This window comes from Croceicoccus bisphenolivorans (genome assembly GCF_001634625.1).
Lineage (GTDB): Bacteria > Pseudomonadota > Alphaproteobacteria > Sphingomonadales > Sphingomonadaceae > Croceicoccus > Croceicoccus bisphenolivorans.
This window is the reverse complement of the sequence record NZ_LRSE01000002.1, coordinates 227622-252566: the sequence shown is the minus strand read 5'-3', so window position 1 is coordinate 252566 and position 24945 is coordinate 227622. Positions and strand designations below refer to the sequence as shown.

Below are 24945 nucleotides of genomic sequence, written 5' to 3'. Positions count from 1 at the left end.
AAAGGAATACCATGAAAAAGCTTCTGATCGCCGCTTCTGTCTTCGCCCTCACCTCGATGCCCGCCCATGCGCAGTTGCTGGGCGGCGGCGGATTGGGCGGCGCGCTGGGCGGAACGCTCGGCGGTGCTGTCGGCGGAACGCTTGGCAGCGTTGGCGGCAGCATCGGCGGAATGGGGGGGATCGACAGCACCGTTCGCGGCGCAACCGATACGATCGGGTCGGCAACGGGCACCTCCATCACCGGCAATACAGACACCTCGACCGGCGGTTCGGTCGACCCGCAGACCGGCACGGTCGATGCGAACGGCAGCGCAGGCGCAAGCGGTTCGGCCGGCCTGACCCAGACGCTGGACAACGCGGTCGCACCGGTCAGCACGGGCCTTTCGACCTCGGGCAACGCTTCCGGATCGGGTAGTGCCAGCGCGCAGCTGATCGGCACCGATGCCGTGGGTTCGGTTGCCCAAGGCGCAGCCGACACCGCCGGATCGGTCGTCGCAAATGCCGGAACGGTCGTTTCCGATGCGCAGGCCATCGGCAGCGCGGCAACCAACGGCGCAGCACAGGTCGGCTCCAACATTGCCGGTACCGCAACCGGCACCGCCAGCGTGATGCTTGCCGAAGCAGGCACCGCGGCCGCATCGGCAGCCGGCTCGCTGTCCGTGGCAGAGGGTATGGATATCCTGACCGCTTCGGGCGACACGCTCGGACAGGTTCAGCAGGTCGTGGCCGACCAGTCGGGTCAGGTCGAACAGCTGGTCATCCAAACCGCGGACGGCGTGATGACCATTCCCGCCGACCAGATCTCGGCCTCTGCCAGCGGTGCCCTTACTGCCGCCGGTTCGGGCATGGCCGAAGCAGGCTGAGCCATCTGATCGACAACGGGATGACGGCCGGGTTCCCCAAGCCCGGCCGTCACTTTTCATCGCGTGACTTCCGGAAATGTCGGCCTAACCCTTTGCCAACAGCGCGGGCGGCGCGGGCCGCGAAACCACTTCGCGCAGGGAAAACAGCGTCTGCATCCGCGACACGCCCGGCAGCTGCGACAGCTCCTGCCGGTGAATACGCTCAAGATCGGCCAGATCGCGCGCGCGCAGGGTGACGAGATAGTCCTCGCCACCCGATAGCAGGTGACAGGACATGACCGACGGGCAATCGCCGATCGCATCCTCGAACCCTACGAGCGTCGCCTGGCTCTGCCGTTCCAGCTGGATCAGCACCATCACCAGTGCGCCGAATCCCAGTTGCGCGAAATCCAGCTTCGGCTGGTATCCGGTGATCAGGCCCCGTTCTTCCAGCATGCGTTGCCGCCGCCCCGCCGCAGGGCCGGACAGGTTCGCCGCTTCACCCAGTTCCGCCTGAGTCGCGCGGCCGTCCTGCAGCAGGCGGGAAAGGATCGCACGGTCGAATGAGTCTATCGCCATAATGAAAGATAATATGACTTTTATCTTTCAAAATGTCTACGATATCCGCAAAAATGCCAATACTATGATCGGACTGATCGACTTATACCGCATATACTGAAAGTCCTAACGGATAGAGGGTTTTTGCCATGCTGGTCGGGGTTCCCAAGGAGATCAAGAAGCAGGAAGCACGTGTCGGCCTGACGCCGGCAGCGGTGCGCGAATACGTGGCGCACGGCCACGAAGTGCTGGTCGAAACCGGCGCGGGCGAAGGCATCGGCGCGGACGATGCCGCCTACGAACAGGCAGGCGCGACGATCGCGGCCACGGCCGAAGACGTCTTTGCCAAGGCTGGTATGATCGTGAAGGTCAAGGAACCGCAGCCGTCCGAATGGGCGCAGCTTCGCGAAGGCCAGATCCTGTTCACCTACCTCCACCTCGCACCCGATCCGGAACAGACCCACGGGCTTCTGGAAAGCGGCGTCACCTCGGTCGCCTATGAAACGGTCACCGAAGGCAACGGCCTGCCGCTGCTCGCGCCGATGAGCGAAGTCGCCGGTCGCCTCTCGATCGAAGCCGCAGCCATCGCCTCGCGCAGCTATAACGGCGGCAACGGCCTGCTCATGGGCGGTGTCCCCGGCGTCGCGCCGGCCCGCGTCGTCGTTCTTGGCGGCGGTGTCGTCGGCACGCATGCCGCGCGCATGGCAGTCGGCCTTGGCGCCGATGTTTCGATCATGGATCGCTCGCTTCCCCGCCTGCGCCAGCTTGACGAACTGTTCGAAGGCCGCGCCCGCACCCGCTTTTCCACCATCGACGCGATCGAGGAAGAGATCGTGGCCGCCGACGTCGTCATCGGCAGCGTGCTGGTGCCCGGCGCCAGCGCGCCCAAGCTGATCACTCGCGACATGCTCGGCCTGATGAAGCCGCGCACGGTGCTTGTCGACGTTGCCATCGACCAAGGTGGCTGCTTCGAAACGAGCCATGCCACGACCCACGCCGAACCGACCTACGAAGTCGATGGCATCATCCACTACTGCATTGCCAACATGCCCGGCAGCGTGCCGCGCACGTCCAGCCACGCACTGAACAACGCCACCCTGCCGTATGGGCTGGCACTGGCAGACGGCGGGTTGGCCGCGATCCTTGAAAACCCCGGCCTGCGCGCCGGCCTTTCGACCCATCGCGGCAAGCTGACGTCCATGCCGGTGGCCGAAAGCCTCGGCCTCGACTTCACCGCCGCGAACGACGCCATCGCGGCCTGATCTGCCTAACGCGTCAAAATGCCGTCGTCCGGTCTGCCGGGCGGCGGCATTGTTGTATCGGGATTTTGGGGAAAATGGTGGGCGGTGACGGGCTCGAACCGCCGACCCTCTCGGTGTAAACGAGATGCTCTACCAACTGAGCTAACCGCCCTCACATGCGCGCAGCGCCGTGAACGGAGGCAGCGCTTAGCCTAAACCCGCGCGATGTCAAAGCAGGGATTTCGCGAATTTGCACATGACCGCCGGACAGATCGCTGTTGCACCCCGGTGGGAGCGTGAGGGACAAGCGGATCATGATGAAACCGGTCGCACTGCTTCTTGCCGCAACGCTTGGCGCGCCTCTCGCTATCGCTCAAACGACCGAACCGCTGGTTCCCGACGATATCGTGAACGCAGCAACGGATGATGAATGGCGCGAAATCGACGCCGACGACCTGTTGGTGATGACACTACCCCCCGATGAGGCCGGAAAACCGCGCAATGTCGTGATCCAGCTGATCCCCGCACCGTTCTCGGGCACGTGGACGCATAACATCCGTGTTCTCGCTCGCGGGCAGTGGTGGGACGGCATGTCGGTCTACCGCTCGGTCGACAACTGGGTTGTCCAATGGGGCGAAGGTCCGGTTGAGAATGGCAAGGACTTGCCCGATGCCATGGTTGAAACCAGTGCCGACGGGTACGCGCTGGACTGGCAAACCGGCATCGTGAACACGCTATGGGCATCGTTCGGCCGCCGCCCGGCAGAGGAACTATACGACGACATGGGTGAGGACGGGTCGTGGTTCAACGATCCCTATTCCAGCGCGATCGGCTTTGCGAACGGGCTGCCGGTGGCAAGCGACCTCGAAACGCAAGTCGATGCGGACGGGGAGCGGGTGAACCGGCCGACGCGCATCTGGCCGGTGCATTGCTACGGTTCGGTCGGCGTTGCGCGGTCGCTGGCACCCGATGCGGGTTCGGGAACCGAGCTATACGCCGTGATCGGCCATGCCCCGCGCCAGCTTGATCGCAACATCGCCGTTGTCGGCAAAGTGATCGACGGGATCGAACACCTCTCCACCCTGCCGCGCGGGACCGGCCCCGCAGGCGTTTACGAAACCGTGGCGGAATATACCCCGATCGTATCGGTCCGCCTCTCCAGCGAGATGCCGGAGGGCGAGCGCCCCCGCTTCCGCTATCTCGACCCCGATAGCGACAGCTTTGCGCACTGGGCCGAACTGAAAGCCAACCGCAACGATGCCTTCTACACCGTGCCGGCGGGCGGCGCAGACGTTTGCAACCTGCCGGTGCCGGTCAAGCCTGTCGCGGACTAGATCCTGTCCGCCTGCGCCACCGCATCGCTCGCACGCAGGGCACTGATGATGCGCGTCAGGTGGGCAAGATCGCGCACTTCGATGCCGACCTGATAGGTGCCGAACAGGTCGTCGCGCGATTGCAGGCCTAGCTGGGTGATGTTGGCATGGTTGGCCGCGAAAACACCGGTCATTTCCGATAGCGTGCCCAGCCGGTTGTATAGCATCACGCGCAAGTTGCCGGTCGCCCCGTCGCTGCGCGGGTCCCACTGCAAGTCGACCCAGCGCTTGTCGTCCTCTTCCGCCAGCGTCAGGCAATCGATCGAGTGGACATCGACCTTGCGCCCGTTTTTCACGCCCACGATCCGGTCTCCCGGAACCGGATGACAGCATGGGGAGAGCGAGAACTCCGCGTTCTTGGGCAGCCCGCGCAGGCGTACCGAACGCGCCGGTGCCTGCCAGAAACTGTCGTCGGGCAGTTCCGCCGCACTGCCGGGGACGAGCGCTTCCATCACGTCCTTTTCGGTCAGCTTGGCATTGCCGATGGCCAGCATGAGGGCGGTCTCGTCCTCCAGGTCCAGCCGCTTCAGCGCGCCGTTCAGCGCCTTCTTGCCGATCTTGGTGGGCATGCGCGTAACGATGGAATCGTAAAGCTCGTGCCCGATGCGCGCGGTCTCGTCCCGCTCCTTTTGCCGCACGGAACGGCGGATCGCCGCGCGCGCCTTGGCCGTGACGACGAAGGAGAGCCAGCCGAGTTGTGGCTCGCTGTCCGGGCCCTTGATGATCTCCACGATGTCGCCATTGGCCAGCGGCGTGCGCAGCGGCATGTGGCGCCCGTTGATCTTGCACCCCACGGCGCTGGCGCCAAGGTCGGTATGGACCGAAAAGGCGAAGTCCACCGGCGTCGCGCCCTTCGGCAACTGGTACAGCGCGCCCTTTGGTGTGAAGGCGAAGATGCGGTCCTGATAGATCGCCAGCTTCGTCTGTTCGAGCAGTTCTTCCGCGTCCGCCGCGGTGTCGAGAATCTCGATCAGGTCGCGCAGCCAGCCGACCTGCCCGTCCGGCGCACCGCCGCCCTGCTTGTAGGCCCAGTGCGCGGCAAGGCCGAATTCGTTGGTACGGTGCATCTCCTGCGTGCGGATCTGCACTTCCACCCGCATCGAGTTTTCATAAACGAGCGAGGTGTGAAGCGACCGATACCCGTTAGACTTGGGCGTCGAGATATAGTCCTTGAACTTGCCCGGTATCATCGACCACGTCCGGTGCAGCACGCCAAGCGCGCGATAACAGTCCTCCGGCGACTGGGTCACGACGCGGAAGGCCATGATGTCGGTGATCTGTTCGAAGTTGACGTGGCGCTCGGCCATCTTCTTCCAGATCGAGAACGGGTGCTTCTCCCGCCCCGAAACCTCTACATTGACGCCGCCTTCTGCCAGCGCCTGCTTGATGCGGAAGGCGATCTCGTCGACCTGCCCGCCCTCTTGGCTGCGGATCTGGGCTAGGCGGCCGGTAATCGTGGCATAGGCGGCCGGCTCCAGCTGCTCGAAAGAGAGCAACTGCATCTCGCGCATGTATTCGTACATGCCCACCCGCTCTGCCAGCGGGGCGAAAATATCCATCGTCTCGCGCGCGATGCGGCGGCGCTTGTCCTCGTTCTTGATGAAGTGGAGCGTGCGCATGTTGTGCAGCCGATCGGCCAGCTTCACCAGCAGGACGCGCAAGTCCTCGCTCATCGCCAGGAACAGCTTGCGCAGGTTTTCCGCCGCGCGCTCGTTTTCCGGCATTTGCTCGATCTTCGACAGCTTGGTCACACCGTCGACCAGCCGTGCGACATCCGGCCCGAAGTTCTTCTCCAGGTCCTCTATGGTGGCGAGCGTGTCTTCCACCGTATCGTGGAGCAGCGCGGTGATGATCGTTTCCTGATCGAGCTTCAGGTCGGTCATCAAACCCGCCACTTCGACGGGGTGGCTGAAATACGGATCGCCCGAAGCGCGCTTCTGCGTCCCGTGCTTTTGCACGGTATAGACATAGGCACGGTTGAGCAGCGCCTCGTCCGCATCGGGATCGTAGGCCTTTACACGTTCGACAAGTTCGTACTGACGCAGCATTTCGCCCTAGGATGTGCCCATTGATTGCTGCGATGCAATGGGAAATCGGCAGCTGCCCACGGCAAGTTGCGTGAAATGCAACAGATGTCGGAAATCAGAGCGCAGCGAAGCTCAAATCCGCTAGGGATTCGACGCTTCAACCGGCTCCATCTCAACAGCGCCTGCGTCGTGGGCAGGTGTATCTTCGATTATGGCATCAGCCTTTTTCGCATCAGTAGAATCGGCTTCCGGCAGATTCTCTTCCTCGCCCTTCAGCAAGGTGGTGTTGCCCTCGATGAAGCCCTTCTTGCCTTTGGGAACGACGCCGGTCTCGATCTCGATGTCGCAGTTGAATTCCAACCGTTCCTCAAGCTCGCCAAGGTCTGCCCTCACCCGGCCGCGCAGGCGGTCGATCTCTACTTGGCGCTGGATCAGATAGAGGTCGCGAGTGGCGGCATAAGGATCGCCGCATTTCGAACGGATCGCGTCGATCTCGGCATCGGTGTCGATCCGCGATTCGAGCGAGGTCAGCGTGCTGATCGGCAACGCGATGTAGGGATCGTTGAACGGCTTGCCGACAAGCGTGGGGACCACGACAAAGTCCACCATGCGCCCGGTCAGGTCGCGCAGGCTGGTCGCCCCGATGAACGGCAGGTAGAGATAAGGCCCCGGCCCCACGCCATAATAGCCCAGCGTATTGGCAAGGCCGTTGTATTCGTATTCCAGCCCGAACGGCTCTTTCGAAGCGACGTCGAACACGCCCGCGATGCCGATCGTGGTGTTGATCGCGAACCGGCCCAGCGTCTTCATCGCCTTGCCCGGCTTCAGCTGAAGCAGGAAGTTCACGAAACTGATCGGCTCACCCAGATTGCGCAGGAAATTGCGAAGCCCCTTGCGCAGCGGGGTCGGCAAAGCCTTGTCGTATGCGTTGGCGATCGGCTCCACGATTGCGGAATCGACTGCCTGAACCGCCTGGAACGTGGCGGCATTCAGCTTTTCGGCGGGATCGCCCGCCGGTGCCTCGGTCGCGCCCTCCACGATGATGACGTTCTCGTCACCTTCGGCGGGATCGGGTTCGTCCTCTTGCGCGATGGCCACGGCGTCCGGCGATCCTGCCGAACCGGCGGGATCGGGCGCGGGCTCTTCCTGCACGGCCCGAACGCGGTCCAGATCGAATCGCGCATGGCCCGGTTCGTCGAAGAACATCGCCGCATCGGCAGAGGGGCTGGCGGGGCGGGCAACGCAATCGATGTCGCGCGCGCAAGCCGCCCGCGGATGGGCAAGCGATACAGTCAGCGCGAGAACGGATACGACCATCAAACCCTCATGCAGCCGCGCGGCAGATTGCCTGTCCCGGCGGGAAGTCCCTGAAACACAACGGTCATATGGCATTGACCGCCAATCCGCCAGACCGGTCAGGCGATCCTGTGTGCGGTATTCAAACACCGGTGGTTAATATCCGGTTCCCGCAAGTGCGTTCAGGACCACGAAGCTTCCGGCGGCAGGCTCATCAGGATCGCATCGATATTACCGCCCGTCTTCAACCCGAACAGCGTGCCGCGATCGTAGACGAGGTTGAATTCGGCATAGCGCCCGCGCCATTCCAGCTGGCGCTGCTTGTCCGCCGCATCCCACCCGGCATTCATGCGCCGCCGCACCAGCCGCGGAAAAACGTCGAGGAAAGCCTCCCCCACGTCGCGGGTGAACGCGAAATTGCGTTCCCACGCGGCAAAGTCGGCGCATTCCAGATGGTCGTAGAAGATTCCGCCAACCCCGCGCGCGACATTGCGGTGCGGGATGAAGAAATACTCGTCCGCCCACTTCGAAAAACGGTCGTAATAAGTCGGATTATGCCGGGCACATGCCGCGCGGAACGCGGCGTGGAAGTCGTCCGTATCCTCGGCATAGGGGATCGGCGGGTTGAGATCCGCGCCGCCGCCGAACCATGCCGCCTGCGTCGTCAGGAAGCGGGTGTTCATGTGGACGGCAGGCACGTGCGGATTTGCCATGTGCGCGACAAGGCTGATGCCGGTGGCGGTGAATTCGGGGTTTTCCGGGCTGGCCCCGTTGATCGTTCCGGCGAACTGCGGCGCGAAACTGCCGTGGACGGTGGAAACGTTGACGCCGACCTTCTCGAACACCTTGCCCTTCATCACCGCGCGCACGCCGCCGCCGGGATTGGCGTTGCCGTCCTCCTCCCGGTCCCATGCGGTATATTCGAACGCGGCATCGCTGCCCGCCTCGCGCTCGATCGCCTCGAACGCGGCGCAGATGCGGGTGCGCAGGGCTTCGAACCACTCTTTCGCGGCGGCGGTCTGGTCTTTCCACTCGGTCATGCAAGGTCGCTTGCCAAAGCTGGAGCGCTGCGGCAATAGCTGGTGAATGGTTCCCGTTTCGTTCGCACCGTTTCACTTCATGGAAGAGGAATGGCGCATGGTCGATGGCCGCGCGCTGTTCTGGCCGAAAGAGAATGCCCTGCTGGTCGCGGACCTGCATCTTGAAAAGGCAAGCTGGTACGCGCGCACCGGCCAACCGCTGCCCCCGTATGACAGCCGCGAAACGCTGGAACGGGTGGCCAATGCGATCCGGGCAACCGGCGCGCGCCGCGTCTTCACGCTGGGCGACAATTTCCATGACGGAGAGGGACCGGACCGGCTGGAGCCGCATGCGCGGGGCATGCTCGATGCCCTGACCCGCGCGGTCGACTGGGTCTGGATCACGGGCAACCACGATGAAAAGCACGCGCCCGAAGGCGCGCTGGCGGGCCGGGCGCCGGGCGGCACGCAAGTGACGGAGCTTGAGGTGGGCGGCGTCCTGCTGCGCCATCAGGCCGTTGCGGGCGAAACGCGGGCCGAACTGTCCGGCCATTTCCATCCGCGCATACAGGTCACGCTGAAAGGGCGTCGCATCGTTCGCCCCTGCGCCGTGGCCAGCGCGAACCGCATGGTCCTGCCCGCGTTCGGCGCACTGACGGCGGGGATGAGCGCGGCCGATCCCGCGATCCGCGCTGCCCTGCAACCGGCCAGCACCGCCGATGCGATCGTGCCCGCCGCGGGGCGAATGCTGCGAATCCCGCTCTGGAAAGACGCCGCATAGCGACTTTGCGGCATCAATTGGGGCACAACCGCACGGTTTACCGCGCTTAGCCCCTTTAACACGGAGCAGTTTCCCGATAAGAGCGCGCACCGAGAGGGGCCGTTTGCGAAACCGCAGCGCGGTTCCCATATTCATACTGTCGATTATCAACTGCCTGAGGAGAAGGCCCCATATCACGTCCACCCCGCCGCTCACTTCAACCGCCGGTCAAGAGCGGACCGCGCTTCAATAACATGATTCAGTCGGACAAGGTTCGCGTCATCGACGACGACGGCGAAAACCTTGGGGTGATGTACACGCGCGAAGCCATCGAACGCGCAGCAGACGTGGGCCTCGATCTGGTCGAGGTTTCTCCCAATGCGGACCCGCCGGTCTGCAAGTTCCTCGACGTCGGCAAATACCGCTACGAAGCCCAGAAAAAGGCCAACGCAGCGCGCAAGACGCAAAAGACGCAGGAACTCAAAGAGATCAAGATGCGTCCCAACATCGACGATCACGACTATGACGTGAAGATGCGCAACGTCGTGAAGTTCCTCGAACATGGCGACAAGGTGAAATGCACTCTGCGCTTCCGCGGACGCGAAATGGCGCACCAGGAACTGGGGCTGGACCTTCTGAACCGCGTGCGCGCGGATGTGGAGGAAATCGCCAAGGTAGAGGCGTTTCCCCGCCTCGAAGGCCGCCAGATGGTGATGGTGCTCGCACCCAAATAAGCCGTTCCGGCCCGAAACAGGTCGAACAAGTGAAAGCCCGGCAGCCCTAGGTGGCGCCGGGCTTTTCTCTTGCCCGATGCCCTTGCCTTTGCCCTTCGCCGTCGACCTCGTTAAGCCTGCGACAGGGACAGGGGGAATTGGCTGACATGAACGGTGCGCGGATCGGGTTCTGGCTGGGGCTGGCATTCATGGCGGCGACGATAGTGCTGCCGGCGCCTGCGGGCATGACGCCGCAGGCATGGCATACCGCGGGCCTCGTGCTGTGGATGGCATCGTGGTGGATGACACAAGCGATCCCGCTGTCCGCAACGGCCCTGCTGCCCTTCGTCGTCCTGCCGCTGGCGGGGGTATCTCCGGCCAAGACGGTGGCCGCATCCTACTACTCGCCGACCATTTTCCTGATCCTTGGCGGTGCGATGCTGGCACTCGCCATCGAACGGACGGGGCTGCACCGCAGGCTGGCGCGCGCACTGGTGCGCCTTGGCGGACACAGCGCCTTTTCAATGCTGCTGGCCTTCATGGGGGCGACTGCCCTCCTCTCCATGCTGATCAGCAATACCTCCTCGGCCCTGATCATGGTGCCGATGGCACTGGCCGTGATTGCCGGAGGCTCTCCACCAGAAGGCGATGAGCCCGTCCAGACCGGTATCGCGGGCGCACTGCCCATCGGCATCGCCTTTGCCGCGACGATCGGCGGGTTCGGCACCATCGTCGGCACACCCACCAACGCCATCGCGGTTGCCCTGCTGGACGAGATGCTGGGGGTGCAAATCAGCTTTGCCCGCTGGATGGCATTCGGCCTGCCGCTGGTGGCCATCTCGCTTCCGGTGGCGGCATGGCTGATCGGGCGGGTCCAGCAACTCGCGACCCACCCCTTCGACGTCGATGCCGCCAGAGAGGCGCTGGCTTGCGATCCGCACTGGACCACGCCGCAAAAACGGCTGAGCGTCATCATCGCCCTCGCCTTCCTCGGCTGGCTCGTCGCGCCGTTCGTATCCGGTGCGCTGCCCGACGATTCACTGACCGACGGGACCGTGGCCATCGTCGCCGCGCTCATCCTTTTCGTGCTGCCCGATGGCACGGGTCGCCCGCTGCTGAACTGGAAAGAAGCGAACCGCGCGCCGTGGGACGTGCTGTTGCTGTTCGGCGGCGGGCTGGCGCTGGCGGGCGGCATGGGTGCATCGGGGTTGGCAGACTGGCTGGGCCGGATGCTCCTCCCGCTGGAAGCAGTTCCCCTGTTCATCGTGGCCATGGCGATCTGCGCGCTGGTGATCGTGATCACCGAATTTGCCAGCAATGTCGCGACCGGCAGCGCCATCATCCCTGTCGTCGCGGGGCTGATCGCCGCACTTGGCGTCGATCCGATCCTGCTGGCCATGCCCGCCGCCATCGCGGCATCGTGGGGCTTCATGCTGCCGGCAGGGACCGGCCCCAATGCCATCGCGTGGAGTTCGGGTCGCGTGGCCCTGCCCGCGATGATCCGTTCGGGACTGCTGCTCGATGTCGCTGGCGTGATCCTGCTACCCGGCGTAATCTGGACCGTGGCAATCCTGATCGACTAGTCGATCTCGCCCCGCTGGCGGCGGATCGCACGCCACTTCACCACATTGTCGTTATGCGCCGACAGCGATGCGGCAAAGGCATGCCCGCCCGATCCGTCGGCAACCATGTAAAGAGCCTTCGTGTCCGCCGGATGCAGCACGGCCAGGATCGATTCGCGCCCTGGATTGGTGATTGGCCCGCGCGGCAGACCGTCCATGGAATAAGTGTTGTACCCGTTCACCGCGTCGATTTCGGACCGGCGGATGCGGCGGCCCAGCGGCTTGCCCTTCGTGATCGGATAGATAATCGTCGGGTCCGCCTGCAGGCGCATGCCGACCTTCAGACGATTGGAATAGAGCCCGGCAACCATGCGCCGTTCGCCCGGCACGCCGGTTTCCTTTTCGACAATGGCGGCAAGGCTCAGCGCCTCGTTTACGGTCTTCACCGGAATGCCTGCATCGCGTTTCGGCCATTCTGCGGCGAGAAAATCGCTCATCGCCCGCTGCATCCGGCCAAGCACGGCGGTGCGTGCCTCCCCCCGCTCGAAATCGTAGCTGTCGGGCAGGATCGTGCCTTCGGCTGGCACCGGCACTTCGCCTGTCAGCAGCGGTTCGGCCATCAGCCGTTCGTGCACCATGATAGAGGGCATTCCCTCCGGCACAGTCACCATGCGGCGGATCACTTCGCCATGCTGCAGGGTATCGAGAATCGTGGCGGGGCTGGAACCTGCGGGCAGCAGGAATTCACCCGCCTTCACCGGATCACCGCTGCCCAGGATCTTCGCGCGCAACAGGAACGCCTGTGCAGAGCCGATCAGGCCCTGATCCTCAAGCTCGCCCGCCACGGAAGTCAGCGTCGCGCCCGAAGGAACGATGAACGCAGTGTCCTTGTCGACCGCCGCGCCGCCATACCAGCCGGAGGCGAACCATGCGCCGACCCCCGCGACGGCAATGCATGCCGCCGCAAGAAGGACCAGAACACCGCGTTTCATGATGCTTAGTCGACTGCCTTCATGATCAGCGAGGCATTGGTGCCGCCAAACCCGAACGAGTTGTTCAGCACCGCCTTCACCTCACGCTTCTTCGAGACCTTGGGCACCAGATCGACGCCTTCGGTCCCCTCGTCCGGATCGTCGAGGTTCAGCGTTGGCGGCACGATCTGGTCGCGCATGGCGAGGATGCAGAAAATCGCTTCCACCGCGCCGGCACCGCCGAGCAGGTGGCCGATAGCCGACTTGGTCGAGCTCATCGAAGCGCCGCCAAGATCGTCGCCCAGCACGCGTTTTACCGCGGCCAGTTCGATCGTATCGGCCATCGTAGAGGTGCCGTGCGCGTTGACGTAGTCGATGTCGCCCGGCTCCATGCCGGCCTTCCGCATCGCCATGCGCATCGCGTTTTCCGCGCCCTTACCTTCGGGGTGCGGGGCAGTCACGTGATAGGCATCGCCCGACAGGCCATAGCCGACGACTTCGGCATAGATCTTCGCGCCGCGCGCCTTGGCGTGTTCGTATTCTTCCAGCACCACAACGCCGGCACCCTCGCCCATGACGAAACCGTCGCGGCCCTTGTCATAGGGGCGGCTGGCCTTTTCCGGCGCGTCGTTGGACGAACAGTTGAGCGCCTTGGCCTGCGCGAAACCGGCAATGCCGATCGGGCAGATCGTGCTTTCCGCACCGCCCGCCAGCATGATGTCGGCGTCGCCGTCCTTGATCATGCGCGCGGCATCGCCGATCGAGTGCGCGCCGGTCGAGCAAGCGGTGACGACCGCGTGGTTCGGACCCATCAGGCCATACTTGATGGAAACCTGACCGGAGATCAGGTTGATGAGGCGGCCATGCACGAAGTGCGGGCTGACGCGGCCCGGCCCCTTGCTGGCAAGGACCAGCGATTCGCTTTCGATGCCCGGCAGACCGCCGATGCCCGAACCGATCGAACAACCGGCGCGCAGCTTCATGTCGTCGTCCATCTCGGTCAGGCCGGCGTCTTCCAGCGCCTGCCCTGCGGCATCGATGCCGTAGACGATGAACGGATCGACCTGACGGCGGATCTTGAAATCGACGCGCTTGTCAGGGTCGAAACCATATTCGTGATCGGCGGGCTTCACCTCGCACGCGATCGTGCACTTCTGGTCCGACGTGTCGAAACGGGTGATCTGGCCCGCGCCGCTTTTTCCGGCGATCAGGTTGCTCCAGCTTGTCTCGACATCGGCACCCAGCGGGGTGACCAGCCCAAGTCCGGTTACGACAACACGGCGCATCAAGTCTTCTCCGGTAATCAGCTTCGCGGCAAATCCGCTACAAACGCAACAGGCCCAGCCCAGCGGGCCGAGCCTGTCGTTGAAGGCCCGATCCGCGTAAGCGGCGGGCAGAACCTAAGGGTTATTAGCCCTTGTGCTCTTCAATGTACTTCACGGCGTCGCCGACGGTCGTGATCTTTTCGGCGGCGTCGTCCGGGATCTCGACCCCGAATTCTTCCTCGAAAGCCATGACCAGCTCGACGATGTCGAGACTGTCTGCGCCCAGGTCGTCGATGAAGCTGGCGTCCATCGTCACCTTGTCGGCTTCGACGCCCAGGTGCTCGACGACGATCTTCTTAACGCGTTCCTCGGTATCGCTCATTGATAACCCTCTCGCTTAAAGCGGTGCAAAAACTCGTTGCCGCCCTAATCAAGCGTTTTGCGTGTTGCAAGGGGAATGAGCCACTGCCCACAACCGCGCACGCCTTTCGCTTGCCGGGCACATGGCCTCTACGGGCTTATCCGACCGGCTTGCCCGCTTCGCCATCCAATCCGCCGCGCCCCAACGCCACCATGCACAAGCGCGGAAACAGCACCAGTCCGACAGGGAGCCAAGGCAGCAGGAACTGCGACCAGTAGAGATTTTCCGGACGCGAAAACACGGCGATCGCGAACAACCACGCAAAGAGCACGGGAACCGCCAGCCACGCCCTTGCTCCGACAGCAAACCACCCGGCCATCGCCATCAGGGCGAGCACACCGCCGACGGCCAGACCGGGAAGCAGAAAGATGCTGTTCGATGTGACCATGTAAACGGCCTGCATCGCCCCGATCATGCCCGACCACCCCTGCGATGAAAGGTCACCGGGAAGGCGCGCTCCCATCACATAAATGGCGTGTACGGCGTAGAACACGGTGACGAGCGTACCGGCGGCAAACCACTTCGCCGCCTCTCCTTTGCGGTTGTCGAGCACGGCAAGCATGAACCCGGTCCCGATCACGAGGACAGAAAACTCACGAATGGCGCATGCCATAAGGGCAAACGCGATCGCAGCGTTCGATCTTCCAGGCCGGTAACAGGCAAAGGCCAGCGAGACGAACAGCCCGGCCCAGAATTCATGAAGAAGGCCGGGCATGTAGAATACGATCGCCCCTCCAGCAAAGGCTGCGATGCCTGCAAGCAGGACCTCTACAACCCTGGCCCCGGCATGGTGGAACGCGATCCACCACGCGACCATCCCTGCAACAACCAGTGATTTGGCCAAGAGACTTAGCACGTCCACGCCAAGCCACGCGGTCATATAGGCAAGCATCGGCAGCCTGACCGTAAACCACGGATTGGTGGGATAGCCATGGTTTCGATGCGAATCGGTCGCCGCAGCGTAGTAACCCTCACCCGCAGCAACCTTGCCGGCCACTTCGTCGTAAAGCCGCATGTCGGAAAAGTCGGCGCTTGCCGGCTCTTCGGCCAGAGTACGATCGGTCGCGGCGATGTCCCACTGCCACCACGCGGCAAGGACAAGACACAGGAGGATGACCAGCCGCGCCAGCAACACGCGGCGGCTTGCGACAAAGTCGCGCAGCAAGGCCATTCCCCCGAAGACCTGCATCAACGTGCTACCGCTCAGTCGCCGATCTGGTCGACGCGGGCCTTTTCGGCCTCGGTCGCCTTGGGCGGCTCGATCGTGCGGATGTGCAGTTCGCGCAGCTGCTTGGGGCTGACCACGGTGGGGGCCTGCATCATCAGGTCCTCGCCGCGCTGGTTCATCGGGAAGGCGATGACTTCGCGGATCGCCTGTTCGCCCGCCAGCAGCATGACGATGCGGTCAATGCCCGGTGCCGAACCGCCGTGCGGCGGCGCGCCGTACTTGAACGCGTTGATCATGCCGGAGAAGTTCGCGTCGACCTCCTCCTGCGAGTAACCGGCGATCTCGAACGCCTTGTACATGATGTCCGGACGATGGTTCCGGATCGCGCCCGAAGACAGTTCATAGCCGTTGCAGACGATGTCGTACTGCCACGCGAGGATGTCGAGCGGGTCCTTGCTCTCCAGCGCTTCCATCTCGCCCTGCGGCATCGAGAAGGGGTTGTGGCTGAAGTCGATCTTCTTCAGGTCCTCGTCGTACTCGTACATCGGGAAGTCGACGATCCAGCAGAACTTAAAGCAGCCCTGCTCAATCAAGTCCAATTCCTCACCGACGCGGGTACGGGCGGCACCGGCCAGCTTCGCCGCGTCCTTTTCCTTGCCGGCGGCAAAGAACAACCCGTCATCGGGGCCAAGGCCAAGCTCGTTATAAAGCTCTTCCATCCGTTCCGGACCGTGGTTCTTCGCGATCGGGCCGCCGAACTCGCCGCCCTTGCGGGTGACGTAGCCAAGCCCTGCGAAACCTTCACCGCGAGCCCAGTTGTTCATGTCGTCGAAGAACTTGCGGCTCTTGTCCGCCGTGTTCGGCGCAGGGATCACGCGGACCTTGCCACCCGAACCGACGATCTTCTCGAACAAGCCGAAGCCCGACTGTTCGAAATGGCCGGACACGTCGGAAATGATCAGCGGGTTGCGCAAGTCCGGCTTGTCGCTGCCGTACTTCAGCATCGCCTCTGCATAAGGGATGCGCGGGAAGCTGCCCGAAGGCGTAACGCTGAAGCCGTTCGCAAATTCCTCGAACACGCCGGCCAGAACAGGTTCCAGAGCCTGGAACACGTCTTCCTGCGTGACGTAGCTCATCTCGAAGTCGAGCTGGTAGAATTCGAGGCTGCGGTCGGCACGCAGATCCTCGTCGCGGAAGCAGGGTGCGATCTGGAAATAACGGTCGAAACCGCTGACCATCAGCATCTGCTTGAACATCTGCGGCGCCTGCGGCAGCGCATAGAACTTGCCCACGTGCAGGCGGCTGGGCACGAGGAAGTCGCGCGCGCCTTCGGGGCTGGATGCCGTGAGGATCGGGGTCTGGTATTCAAGGAAGCCCTGATCGGTCATGCGGCGGCGCAGGCTGCTGATGACTTTCGAACGCAGCACGATGTTCGCGTGCATCTTGTCGCGGCGCAAGTCGAGGAAGCGGTGCTTGAGGCGGATTTCCTCGGGATACTCCTGCTCTCCGGCGACGGGCATCGGCAGTTCGTCGGCGCGGCTCTGCACGGTGATCGCGCGGGCGAAGACCTCGATCTCGCCGGTCGACAGGTTGGCGTTCACCGTCGATGGCGTGCGCGCCTTGACCACGCCGTCGATGGTAACAACCGATTCCACGCGCAGCCGGTCCAGCACTTCCAGCGCGGGGCTGTCTTCGTCGGCGACGATCTGGGTCATGCCGTAATGGTCGCGAAGGTCGACGAACAGGACGCCGCCGTGGTCGCGCTTGCGGTGGACCCAGCCGGAAATACGGACTTCTTCGCCGACGTTGGCGGCGGTCAGCTGGCCGCAGGTATGAGTGCGATAGGGATGCATGGTGCCTTAAGCTCGGTACGGGAAATCAAAGGTTGCGCCGCCCCTAGGGCAAGCGCGCCGCGATTTCCAGTGGCGAAGGGTTACCGATCCGCAAACCATTAATTTCAATGCCGCCCCTCAAACTCTTCTTAACCATCCACAGGCTAGAACCGTGAAAAGCTGACAAGACTTTCTGACTGCGAGGAACTGTGCATGTTCGCGAGTAACATCTTCGGCAACGAGGACGAGCTTTTCGCCTTCCTCGGCGACGTGGAGGCGCTTTTGCGTCGCGGACAGCCCGATGTTGCGGCCGGACTGCTGGAAAGCCAGCTTGGCGATCTTGCCGACGAAGGCAACGAACTGGCCAGGATGTGCCTGAAAGTGCCGGTCGGCGCGATCCGCCTCGTCGGGTGGGAGCATCTGGGCGAGAAGATGGCCAAGCTGGACCGGCCCGGCAAACCGGTCACCGCGATCAGCATCGACATCTCCGCGCCCTTCGAAATGCCCGTCCTTTCGGAAAAGCACGGCAATTTCTACGAACCCGATCTAGATACGGTTTTCTACACCGACAGTCTTTACAAGTTCACCGGGGCCACGCGGCAGGCGATGCTGGATTCCTATACGCCCAAAGGCGGCCCGTGGACCGGCCATTTCGAACATGTCGACAATACGATTTCCGTGCGCGGCCTTGGCGGCATCTATGGCGATGTGCTGCTGGCCCAGAAGGCCTGCCGCGCCGACGATCATGATGACGCGATGGAACAGGATGCCGCCGCGCTGGCATCGGCGTTCGTTGCCGTGCGCCTGCACCAGGCGATCAAGGCCACCGCCGAAGGGCGCGGGTTGCCCCGCCCCTTCACGCTGATTGTCGGAAACAATGAAAGTTTCCCCTATTACGACGCTGCCGTGCTCACCCGCCTCGAATACGAGGAATTCCTCGACGACGAGGGCGAGGAAGACGGCGGCAGCTATGACGAGATGTTCGCGCCGCTGATCGCCGCGCCGATGCCCGACGATTACGATCCCTTCGCCAGCATTCCGGGCGAAGACCAGGTCTCCGGCAAGTCACTGCGCAAGCGTTTGCGCGAAACCGTCGCCGAACAGGAAGTCGCCAACGATGTCGCGCCGTCCGGTTTCGGCGGTCTGATCAACAAGCTTCTCAAGCGAAGCGCCTGACAAAAGGGTTCCGCATGGTCTTTGCCAGCCAGCTATTTTCCAGCGAAGAACAGGAACGCGCCTTTCGCGGCAGGGTAGAGGGGATGTTGCGCGACGGCGAGCCGGACCTTGCCCTTGCCGAGATCGACGCCCGCCTGAACGATATCTCGGCCAGTCCTTTTGCCAGGCTGGCCATGACGGTCGACCCCGACAGCGTGAAAGTGACCGGCTGGGGCAGCATCGGCCGGAACATCGAATCGCTGGACCTTCACGGCCAGCCGATCAGCGCGGTCAGCATCGATTTCGCCGATCCGGCAGCGGCAGGGCGGGTCAGCGACAGCGACATGAAGATGCGGCCCGTGCTGGAAACCAGCTATTACTGCGACGACGTCTACGCCTTTTCCACCAGCGACCGCGCGACGATCAATTCCGGTTATGGCCGCGCCGGTTCGCGCTGGCAGGGCGGCTACGAACATCTTGATCGCGAAGTGAATGTCACCGGCCTCGACGCGCTCTACGGGGCCTATCACTCCGTCCTGCCGCATATGGAGCGGGGCGAGCTGACCGAGCTGGCCGACTACGACGCGCCACGCCTTTGCGCGATGCGCGCCGCCGTCCTGCTGCACCGTGCGATTGCGCGCGCAATTGCCGAAGAGGGCCTGATCCGCCCGATGGCGATCCTGTGCGGCAGCAACGACGACTATCCCTACTTCGACGCGCCGGTCACGAGCCGCGCCGAATATGACGAGGCGACCGACGCGCAGGCGGAATCGGGCGATACGGACGAAGCGCTGTTCACCTCGCTTGCCACTCTGGCCCCGGCGGCTCCGGTCGCTCAGGTGCGTCAGGTCAGCTCCTACCAGTTTACGCCGGAAACGGACCATGTCTCCGGCCGCTCACTGCGCCACCGCTTCGTGCGCGAGTTGCAGGAAAACGCCAACGATGAAACCGGCGAGCCGGTCGAGGAAGAGGCGAAGGCGACAAGCCTGTTCGGACGGCTTTTCCGGCGATCTGCTTGATCTTTCAGTCCCTCAAGCGCCGGGCGGGGCGCATCCGCACCCCTTGGCTTCGCCGCATAAGCGGCGGCGGCCGGTCGGCCTTGCGGGAGTCGCTTCGCGCCCCGAATCAGCACTTTTTGTCAGTATAAGCCCTATTCCGGGCGCCGAAGGCGACGCCGGCAAGCGCGAATGCGCGCCCGAGCTTATGCGAGGTAGCCAAGGGGTGCGGATGCGCCCCGCCCGGCGTCTGAGGGACAACATCACGCAAATCGGGGCATGGCCCTTTAACGAGCGTTGAATGCGGCGGCGCGAGGCTTTAATGCGCGCAATCGATGAAAATACATGATCTGATTACCTCGACCGATGAACTTGCCGCACTGTGCGAACGCTTTGCCAGTGCCGACTTCGTCGCCGTCGATACCGAATTCATGCGCGAATCGACTTACTGGCCGCTGCTCTGCCTCGTGCAGATATCGGACGGGAAGGAGGCTGCCGCGATCGATCCGCTGGCCGATGGCATAGACCTGAAACCGCTGCTCGACCTCCTTACCGATAACGAGGACGTGCTGAAGGTCTTCCACGCCGGCGGGCAGGACGTGGAGATCATCTACAACCTCACCGGTCGCACCCCGCACCCGATCTTCGATACGCAGATCGCGATGATGGCGATCAGTCAGTCCGAACAGATCGGCTATTCCAACCTTGTCGAAACATGGCTGGGCACCCCGATCGACAAGGGTGCGCGCTTTACCGACTGGTCGCGCCGCCCGCTGACGGACCGGCAGCTGGAATACGCGGTCGGCGACGTCACTTACCTGGCAAAGATTTTCCCGCGCATCCTGAAAAAGCTGATCAAGACCGATCGCGGCGTATGGCTGAACCAGGAAATGGAGCGGCTGGCCGATCCGGAACACTATGCGCAAGACCCGGGCACCTTGTGGCACCGCATCCGTGCCCCCGGCCGCAATCCGCAAGTGCTGGGCCGGTTGAAGGCGCTGGCCGCATGGCGGGAGCGTGAGGCGCAGGACAAGGATATCCCGCGCGGCCGCATCATGCGCGATGAAACGCTGGCCGATATCGCCAGCCACCCGCCCAAGAAACAGGCCGACCTTGCCAAGGTTCGCGGCCTGTCGAACGGGTGGAAGGACAACGACATCGGCAAGCGCCTGATGAAGGTCGTCGACGGCGCGGAACCCCTGCCGGGTGACGAAATGCCCGAAAGGAAGCGCGGCGCGCCGCTGGGCAAGGAAGGTGCGCTTGTCGCCGACCTGCTGAAGCTCCTGCTCAAGATCCGCGCGCGGGAGATTGACGTCGCCGCACGGCTTCTTGCCCGATCGGACGATCTCGAACAGCTTGCCGCGGGCGTTCGCCGCGAAATTCCACTGCTCGAAGGGTGGCGGTACGAGATTTTCGGGCGCGACGCGCTGGACCTTGTAGAGGGCAAGCTGGGCTTCGGCGTCGAGAACGGCAGGCTGAAGATGACGCGCATCAGCGAAGAAAACGGGCCGGACGCGAGCGCGGACGACGAAATCGGGCAAGACGCCGACCTGCCGACACCAGACACGGATGAAAGCCCTGAACAAAGCGAGCGGGCGTGAGCGCGACTTACCTGCCCACGCTAAAGCAATTGCAGTACCTGCTCGCCCTGCACGAGCATGGGCATTTCGGACGCGCCGCCGAATCGTGCTTCGTGTCGCAGTCCACCCTTTCGGCAGGAATTCGCGAACTCGAATCGCTGCTCGGCGTCACGCTGGTGGAACGCACCCGCCGCGTCGTCCGCTTCACGCCGCTGGGCGAACAGGTCGTCGCCAAGGCGCACCGCCTTTTGCGAGAGGCGGAGGAACTGTCGGACCTCGTGCAATCCGCCGGACAACCGCTTTGCGGTGAATTGCGGATGAGCGTGATCCCGACGATCGCGCCTTTCCTGCTGCCCCGCATCCTGCCCCGCCTGCGCCGTGAAAGGCCCAAGCTGAAGCTGTTCCTGCGTGAAGAGCCGAGCGCGGACGCCATCGAATCGCTGCATCACGGGCGCGCCGACTGTGTCTTGCTGGCCCTGCCCTTCCCGACCGGAGAGGTGGAGAGCGAGACGATCGGCAGCGACGATCTCTACGTCGCCTTTCCCGAAAACGATCCGCGCGATCCGCCGGACGAAGTGCCGCCCGCGATGATCGACGAGGGGCGCCTGCTCCTGCTGGAGGACGGGCATTGCCTGAAGGAACATGCGCTTGCCGCATGCAACCGCCCCGAACTGCGGGCCAGCGCGACGATGATCGGCACTTCGCTGCACACTCTGGTGCAGATGGTGGACAATGGGCTTGGCCTTACAATGCTGCCGAAGATGGCGCTCGATGCCGGTATCCTGCACGACACGCATGTCGTCGCGCGGCCTTTGAAATCGGACAATGCCAGCCGTGAAATCGCGCTCGTCTGGCGCAAGGGCAGTCCTCGCGCCGAAGAATTCCGCCTGCTCGCCTCCGAACTACGCGCCGGTTGAAGGCGCACGCGCTGCGCGGCGCCTCCCGCGCCATCGCCTGATCCGGTCGAACCGCTGTAACAGCCCCCGCCGCTCGCTGAGCGGTTCGAACATCTCCTCCGCGCTTTCCGGATCGAGCAATTCCTCGTCAGCCAGCGTCTTCTCCACGCCGTTGAGTTCGGGAATCTTGTAGATCTGCAACGAACGCCCGGGCTGCGGATGGTTCTGGATCAGCGCATGCATCGATCCGTACTGCTCGAGCAGCGGGCCGACTTCTTCCTGTTCCAGCCCGCAATGTTCGGCGATCAGCGAATGACGCAACCGGCGGATCCTGGCGATCTCGTCCTCGTTTCCGGCCCGCTTGGCATCCAATAGCAGGTCAGCCTCCGAATCGAGACCCAGCGACCGGTTGTTCATGTTGGCCGAGCCGAGTTTCAGCACCTCGTCGTCCACGATCATCAGCTTGGCATGGACGTAGATCGGGTTTCCGCCCGCCGTGCGGGGGATATAGATGCGGAAGCGCTGCTTCGCGTCGACCTTGCCGATGGCCTTGAGCAGGCGGGCGCGGGCGGTATCCATCGCCTGCTGCTCCAGCCATCCGTCCGCCGTTTCCGGATTGACCAGCACGATTTCTGGCGGATCGTCTTCCGCCATGCGCTCGGCAATCGCCTCCCCAATCTTGCGCGATGCGAAGTATTGGCTCTCGGCATAGATGAAGTGCTTGGCACGCTTGATCAGGCGGATGAAAAGCTCCTCGATCTCGCGGATCTCGGCATTTTCGTCCCACGCGGCGCGGGTGCGCGCGATGCCGAGCTCAATGTCATCGAAGTCGGCCTCTAACTCTTCCGGCCAGGCGCTTTCGGGCTGTTCCGGAACGGGATCGAGATCGCTGCCGCCCGCGATGTTCCAACGCATCCGGCCCAGCGTGTCGAGCGCCTTGGCCACTTCGCCTTCGACCATCATCGTCATGTCGTGCCACGGCATGTAGGTGCCGCCGCCCGGTTCGCGCCGCAACGGATCGTCATCGAGATGGTCGCGCGTGTCCCAGCGGTCTGCCGTCATGTCGATGCCGCCGCAAACCGCGAACCGATCGTCGATGATGACGATCTTCTGGTGGTGGCTGCAACCGAACGGGTGTGCGGCATCCAGCTTGAAGTGGATCCGTTCGTGCCGCAGCCAGCGCCACATGTCGAACAGCATCCGCCCGCGGAAGAACATCTTCGCCGCTGCGAAATTCCACTTCAAGACATAGATTTCGAGATCGGGATTGCGGTTCGCCAGCCACACGATGAAGCGGCCCAGCCTGCGCGGGGGGCGCTTGCTAGGCAGAACCTGCCACCATCGCCTGCCGCGTCCCAACGCGATCCGCGTGTCGAAATCCCAGCCGATCAGGAAGATGCGCTTTTTCGCCCGCATCATCGCCGATTGCAGATGCAGGAAATATTCCGCCGCGTCGATAACCACGCTGGCGCGGGTTGCGTGCCCATATTGCCAGATGCCCGGCTCGACGCTTTTGGCAAAGCTCGAGCCGGGGTCGGTTGCATCGGTGTCGACCGCAGGCCCCTTCTTATCGGGGGCCGCCATATTGTCGCTCATGCCTGCTCCTGCGGTGCGACCCGTGCGTGACAGCGGCCAATCGGGTTGGTCCGATATTTCCGGGCGCCCTACTCCTTGGCCTCTTCCATCTTTTCAGGGGTCACTTCCTGCTCCTCGCATTCCGCTTCCTTGCGGCGCTGGAACACGGACCGCATGTGCGCCAGATCGGCGTCCGTCAGGTATTTCTCGAAATCGGGAAAGTGGTCTTCCTCTTCCTCGTCGATGTGATGCTCATAACGGTGGCGCAGATCCTTGAACTTGGCCAGCCATGCGCTCGAGCTCATGTCGGTTGCGGCAAGATCGTTGAGCATTTCCTCGATCTCGTGATGCTCGGCAACCGAATGGCGCGTTTCACTGGTCGTGTCGGGCTTGCGCAGCATCGTGGAATAGAGCGCCTGCTCTTCCGCGGCGGCGTGGCTCTTCACTTCGATAGTGAACTGTTCGAGCAGGCTGGAGCGTTCGTCGCTCGCGCCTTCGGTCTCGCCCATCTGTTCGAGCAGCTTGCGATGCTTGTCGTGATCTTCCTTTAACCGGTCGAAAATGCCGCTGGTGTCGGCCATGTCTGAACTCCTGCGAAAATGCGTGTTGTGCGTTTGCAGGAATAACCGGCGGGGGCGGTTGGAGTTCCGGAGTGGGCGGCATAGCAGCGATTCGTTGGTGCGGGGTGGCCTGCTTACGGTTTCGCGCGCCCGGATCGATTGGGCCCGCGCCTTCTACGCGCCCTACAGGCGCTTCGATTCCGAATGTCCGAACATTTCATGACCCGAAAACACATCAGGCCGCCCCCGCTTACGGGGACGGCCTGATGTGTTGGCGCGCCCGGAACGATTCGAACGTCCGACCCTCAGATTCGTAGTCTGATGCTCTATCCAGCTGAGCTACGGGCGCGTTGGAGTGGCGCACATACGGGTAGCGCCAAGGCTTGGCAACCCCTCTTGCAAGGTAATTTCAAATACCCCTCGCCAGCGCGTATCTGTCGACCAATCCGGCCAGCAACTGCCTGTCCAAAGGCGCCAGATCGAACGCCGCACACTGCGCCGGATCGCACCATGTGACACCCTCACCCTCCAACGCACGCGGCGTACCGGTCCAGCGGCGACAGGTGTAAAGAAGAATTACAAGCGGCGTACCCGCGCCCGGAACAGCAGGCCCTGTTGCAAAGCAGGCCGGCGAAAGATCGCGCGAATCGACAGCGATCCCCAGTTCCTCGGCCAGTTCACGGCACAACGCGGCCTCCGGAACCTCGCCCGATTCGACTTTTCCGCCCGGAAATTCCCAAAGTCCGCCGTGATGCTTCGCCAGCGGCCGGCGGTGCATCAACACCCTGGATTCCTCATCAATCAGTGCTGCTGCAACGACTAGCATGGTTTTCCTGACATTAACCAATTCGCCCTGTCGGTAGATTTTTCAATGCGGCGTCGGCTCTCAACCAAAAATTAATCCCTACAGGCGATTTTGGTGTCGGACCACGAAGGAAGGCCCGAACCGATGTTGAACTTTCTTGCCAGATTTAGCGAGGACGAGAGTGGAGCGACGGCCGTCGAATACGGCCTGATCGTTGCGCTGATGGTCATCGCCATGTCTGTCGGACTGACCGGCGTTGCTCGGGAAACGACCAACATGTGGACCAACATCTCCGAAAGTATGACCGAGGCGATGAAAAATGCGCGCTGAG

The 24945-nt window shown here is 63.2% G+C and carries 23 protein-coding genes and 2 tRNA genes; 11 read left to right on the top strand and 14 right to left on the bottom strand.

Features of this window, described 5'->3' with window-relative positions:
* The first annotated feature begins 11 nt into the window (after positions 1-11).
* Positions 12-863: a hypothetical protein gene (locus tag A7A77_RS02835; RefSeq protein ID WP_066553207.1), complete on the top strand. Its 852-nt coding sequence runs from the start codon at positions 12-14 to the stop codon at positions 861-863.
* 84 nt (positions 864-947) lie between these two features.
* On the opposite strand, the gene A7A77_RS02830 is transcribed toward A7A77_RS02835, so the two are convergent.
* Positions 948-1421: an Lrp/AsnC family transcriptional regulator gene (locus tag A7A77_RS02830; RefSeq protein ID WP_066553205.1), complete on the bottom strand. Its 474-nt coding sequence runs from the start codon at positions 1419-1421 to the stop codon at positions 948-950.
* Positions 1422-1549: 128 nt separating this feature from the next.
* Here A7A77_RS02830 and ald point away from each other — a divergent pair, with 128 nt between their 5' ends.
* A complete protein-coding gene (gene ald, locus A7A77_RS02825; protein ID WP_066553202.1) occupies positions 1550-2662 on the top strand; it encodes an alanine dehydrogenase in 1113 nt (370 codons plus the stop codon).
* A 75-nt stretch (positions 2663-2737) separates the two neighbouring features.
* On the opposite strand, the gene A7A77_RS02820 is transcribed toward ald, so the two are convergent.
* A tRNA-Val gene (locus tag A7A77_RS02820) sits at positions 2738-2813 on the bottom strand.
* Positions 2814-2955: 142 nt separating this feature from the next.
* Between A7A77_RS02820 and A7A77_RS02815 the strand changes: the two genes are divergently transcribed.
* The gene (locus A7A77_RS02815; protein WP_245638369.1) at positions 2956-3975 is read left to right on the top strand and encodes a peptidylprolyl isomerase; all 1020 of its coding nucleotides are present in this window, start codon (positions 2956-2958) and stop codon (positions 3973-3975) included.
* Here the strand turns inward: A7A77_RS02815 and A7A77_RS02810 are convergent.
* The 3 genes from A7A77_RS02810 to hemF form a co-directional block, all read right to left on the bottom strand.
* Complete coding sequence (locus tag A7A77_RS02810) at positions 3972-6062, bottom strand: RelA/SpoT family protein (protein WP_066553199.1); 2091 nt, start codon at positions 6060-6062, stop codon at positions 3972-3974. The two genes, A7A77_RS02815 and A7A77_RS02810, sit on opposite strands and share 4 nt — an antisense overlap.
* A 120-nt stretch (positions 6063-6182) precedes the next feature.
* Positions 6183-7358 (bottom strand): MlaA family lipoprotein, encoded by a 1176-nt coding sequence (locus tag A7A77_RS02805; RefSeq protein WP_066553197.1) that lies wholly within the window; start codon positions 7356-7358, stop codon positions 6183-6185.
* Positions 7359-7519: 161 nt separating this feature from the next.
* Complete coding sequence (hemF, locus tag A7A77_RS02800; RefSeq protein WP_066553195.1) at positions 7520-8377, bottom strand: oxygen-dependent coproporphyrinogen oxidase; 858 nt, start codon at positions 8375-8377, stop codon at positions 7520-7522.
* A 46-nt stretch (positions 8378-8423) separates the two neighbouring features.
* Here hemF and pdeM point away from each other — a divergent pair, with 46 nt between their 5' ends.
* The 3 genes from pdeM (at position 8424) to A7A77_RS02785 (ending at position 11412) form a co-directional block, all read left to right on the top strand.
* Positions 8424-9137, top strand: a complete 714-nt coding sequence (gene pdeM / locus A7A77_RS02795; protein WP_066553194.1) for a ligase-associated DNA damage response endonuclease PdeM — start codon at positions 8424-8426, stop codon at positions 9135-9137.
* A 170-nt stretch (positions 9138-9307) separates the two neighbouring features.
* The gene (infC, locus tag A7A77_RS02790; RefSeq protein ID WP_281179972.1) at positions 9308-9850 is read left to right on the top strand and encodes a translation initiation factor IF-3; all 543 of its coding nucleotides are present in this window, start codon (positions 9308-9310) and stop codon (positions 9848-9850) included.
* Positions 9851-9996: 146 nt separating this feature from the next.
* Entirely contained in the window at positions 9997-11412 is a 1416-nt protein-coding gene (locus A7A77_RS02785; protein ID WP_066553182.1) for an SLC13 family permease, read from the top strand.
* Here A7A77_RS02785 and mltG read toward each other — a convergent pair.
* The 5 genes from mltG to aspS form a co-directional block, all read right to left on the bottom strand.
* A complete protein-coding gene (mltG, locus tag A7A77_RS02780) occupies positions 11409-12383 on the bottom strand; it encodes an endolytic transglycosylase MltG (protein WP_066553180.1) in 975 nt (324 codons plus the stop codon). The two genes, A7A77_RS02785 and mltG, sit on opposite strands and share 4 nt — an antisense overlap.
* A gap of 5 nt (positions 12384-12388) precedes the next feature.
* Positions 12389-13648, bottom strand: coding sequence for a beta-ketoacyl-ACP synthase II (gene fabF, locus A7A77_RS02775; protein ID WP_066553179.1), 1260 nt, complete (start codon positions 13646-13648; stop codon positions 12389-12391).
* A 124-nt stretch (positions 13649-13772) separates the two neighbouring features.
* Positions 13773-14009, bottom strand: coding sequence for an acyl carrier protein (locus A7A77_RS02770; RefSeq protein WP_047821044.1), 237 nt, complete (start codon positions 14007-14009; stop codon positions 13773-13775).
* A 136-nt stretch (positions 14010-14145) separates the two neighbouring features.
* On the bottom strand, positions 14146-15237 hold the full coding sequence (locus A7A77_RS02765) for a hypothetical protein (protein ID WP_216635534.1): 1092 nt from the start codon (positions 15235-15237) through the stop codon (positions 14146-14148).
* 14 nt (positions 15238-15251) lie between these two features.
* Positions 15252-17069 carry an aspartate--tRNA ligase gene (gene aspS, locus A7A77_RS02760; protein ID WP_066553174.1) on the bottom strand — a complete coding sequence of 606 codons (1818 nt, stop codon included), beginning with the start codon at positions 17067-17069 and terminating at the stop codon, positions 15252-15254.
* A gap of 192 nt (positions 17070-17261) precedes the next feature.
* On the opposite strand from aspS, the gene A7A77_RS02755 reads away from it, so the two are divergent.
* From A7A77_RS02755 to A7A77_RS02740, 4 genes are all read left to right on the top strand, one after another.
* Positions 17262-18224: a hypothetical protein gene (locus A7A77_RS02755; RefSeq protein WP_066553172.1), complete on the top strand. Its 963-nt coding sequence runs from the start codon at positions 17262-17264 to the stop codon at positions 18222-18224.
* 14 nt (positions 18225-18238) lie between these two features.
* Complete coding sequence (locus A7A77_RS02750; RefSeq protein ID WP_066553167.1) at positions 18239-19222, top strand: hypothetical protein; 984 nt, start codon at positions 18239-18241, stop codon at positions 19220-19222.
* 311 nt (positions 19223-19533) lie between these two features.
* Positions 19534-20799: a ribonuclease D gene (gene rnd / locus A7A77_RS02745; RefSeq protein WP_066553164.1), complete on the top strand. Its 1266-nt coding sequence runs from the start codon at positions 19534-19536 to the stop codon at positions 20797-20799.
* Complete coding sequence (locus A7A77_RS02740) at positions 20796-21695, top strand: hydrogen peroxide-inducible genes activator (RefSeq protein ID WP_066553161.1); 900 nt, start codon at positions 20796-20798, stop codon at positions 21693-21695. Before rnd ends, A7A77_RS02740 begins: the two co-directional genes overlap by 4 nt.
* On the opposite strand, the gene A7A77_RS02735 is transcribed toward A7A77_RS02740, so the two are convergent.
* The 4 genes from A7A77_RS02735 to A7A77_RS02720 form a co-directional block, all read right to left on the bottom strand.
* Positions 21681-23270 (bottom strand): phospholipase D-like domain-containing protein, encoded by a 1590-nt coding sequence (locus A7A77_RS02735; RefSeq protein WP_245638368.1) that lies wholly within the window; start codon positions 23268-23270, stop codon positions 21681-21683. The two genes, A7A77_RS02740 and A7A77_RS02735, sit on opposite strands and share 15 nt — an antisense overlap.
* 68 nt (positions 23271-23338) lie before the next feature.
* Positions 23339-23830 carry a hemerythrin domain-containing protein gene (locus tag A7A77_RS02730; RefSeq protein WP_066553158.1) on the bottom strand — a complete coding sequence of 164 codons (492 nt, stop codon included), beginning with the start codon at positions 23828-23830 and terminating at the stop codon, positions 23339-23341.
* Positions 23831-24081: 251 nt separating this feature from the next.
* Positions 24082-24158 (bottom strand) — tRNA-Arg (locus A7A77_RS02725).
* Between the two features lie 60 nt (positions 24159-24218).
* Positions 24219-24635 (bottom strand): (deoxy)nucleoside triphosphate pyrophosphohydrolase, encoded by a 417-nt coding sequence (locus A7A77_RS02720; RefSeq protein ID WP_066553149.1) that lies wholly within the window; start codon positions 24633-24635, stop codon positions 24219-24221.
* 123 nt (positions 24636-24758) lie between these two features.
* On the opposite strand from A7A77_RS02720, the gene A7A77_RS02715 reads away from it, so the two are divergent.
* Positions 24759-24944 carry a Flp family type IVb pilin gene (locus A7A77_RS02715; protein ID WP_066553141.1) on the top strand — a complete coding sequence of 62 codons (186 nt, stop codon included), beginning with the start codon at positions 24759-24761 and terminating at the stop codon, positions 24942-24944.
* Position 24945 lies beyond the last annotated feature (1 nt).

What these genes read in the sequence shown, in the direction of transcription:
- aspS (WP_066553174.1), bottom strand. Translation starts at nt 17,069, where the DNA reads ATGCATCCCTATCGCACTCATACCTGCGGCCAGCTGACCGCCGCCAAC.
- A7A77_RS02810 (WP_066553199.1), bottom strand. Translation starts at nt 6,062, where the DNA reads ATGCTGCGTCAGTACGAACTTGTCGAACGTGTAAAGGCCTACGATCCC.
- hemF (WP_066553195.1), bottom strand. Translation starts at nt 8,377, where the DNA reads ATGACCGAGTGGAAAGACCAGACCGCCGCCGCGAAAGAGTGGTTCGAA.
- A7A77_RS02770 (WP_047821044.1), bottom strand. Translation starts at nt 14,009, where the DNA reads ATGAGCGATACCGAGGAACGCGTTAAGAAGATCGTCGTCGAGCACCTG.
- A7A77_RS02735 (WP_245638368.1), bottom strand. Translation starts at nt 23,270, where the DNA reads ATGAGCGACAATATGGCGGCCCCCGATAAGAAGGGGCCTGCGGTCGAC.
- A7A77_RS02755 (WP_066553172.1), top strand. Translation starts at nt 17,262, where the DNA reads ATGTTCGCGAGTAACATCTTCGGCAACGAGGACGAGCTTTTCGCCTTC.
- A7A77_RS02730 (WP_066553158.1), bottom strand. Translation starts at nt 23,830, where the DNA reads ATGGCCGACACCAGCGGCATTTTCGACCGGTTAAAGGAAGATCACGAC.
- A7A77_RS02765 (WP_216635534.1), bottom strand. Translation starts at nt 15,237, where the DNA reads ATGCAGGTCTTCGGGGGAATGGCCTTGCTGCGCGACTTTGTCGCAAGC.
- A7A77_RS02805 (WP_066553197.1), bottom strand. Translation starts at nt 7,358, where the DNA reads ATGGTCGTATCCGTTCTCGCGCTGACTGTATCGCTTGCCCATCCGCGG.
- A7A77_RS02785 (WP_066553182.1), top strand. Translation starts at nt 9,997, where the DNA reads ATGAACGGTGCGCGGATCGGGTTCTGGCTGGGGCTGGCATTCATGGCG.
- mltG (WP_066553180.1), bottom strand. Translation starts at nt 12,383, where the DNA reads ATGAAACGCGGTGTTCTGGTCCTTCTTGCGGCGGCATGCATTGCCGTC.
- A7A77_RS02720 (WP_066553149.1), bottom strand. Translation starts at nt 24,635, where the DNA reads ATGCTAGTCGTTGCAGCAGCACTGATTGATGAGGAATCCAGGGTGTTG.
- A7A77_RS02750 (WP_066553167.1), top strand. Translation starts at nt 18,239, where the DNA reads ATGGTCTTTGCCAGCCAGCTATTTTCCAGCGAAGAACAGGAACGCGCC.
- rnd (WP_066553164.1), top strand. Translation starts at nt 19,534, where the DNA reads ATGAAAATACATGATCTGATTACCTCGACCGATGAACTTGCCGCACTG.
- pdeM (WP_066553194.1), top strand. Translation starts at nt 8,424, where the DNA reads ATGGTTCCCGTTTCGTTCGCACCGTTTCACTTCATGGAAGAGGAATGG.
- ald (WP_066553202.1), top strand. Translation starts at nt 1,550, where the DNA reads ATGCTGGTCGGGGTTCCCAAGGAGATCAAGAAGCAGGAAGCACGTGTC.
- A7A77_RS02835 (WP_066553207.1), top strand. Translation starts at nt 12, where the DNA reads ATGAAAAAGCTTCTGATCGCCGCTTCTGTCTTCGCCCTCACCTCGATG.
- A7A77_RS02815 (WP_245638369.1), top strand. Translation starts at nt 2,956, where the DNA reads ATGATGAAACCGGTCGCACTGCTTCTTGCCGCAACGCTTGGCGCGCCT.
- A7A77_RS02830 (WP_066553205.1), bottom strand. Translation starts at nt 1,421, where the DNA reads ATGGCGATAGACTCATTCGACCGTGCGATCCTTTCCCGCCTGCTGCAG.
- A7A77_RS02715 (WP_066553141.1), top strand. Translation starts at nt 24,759, where the DNA reads ATGTTGAACTTTCTTGCCAGATTTAGCGAGGACGAGAGTGGAGCGACG.
- fabF (WP_066553179.1), bottom strand. Translation starts at nt 13,648, where the DNA reads ATGCGCCGTGTTGTCGTAACCGGACTTGGGCTGGTCACCCCGCTGGGT.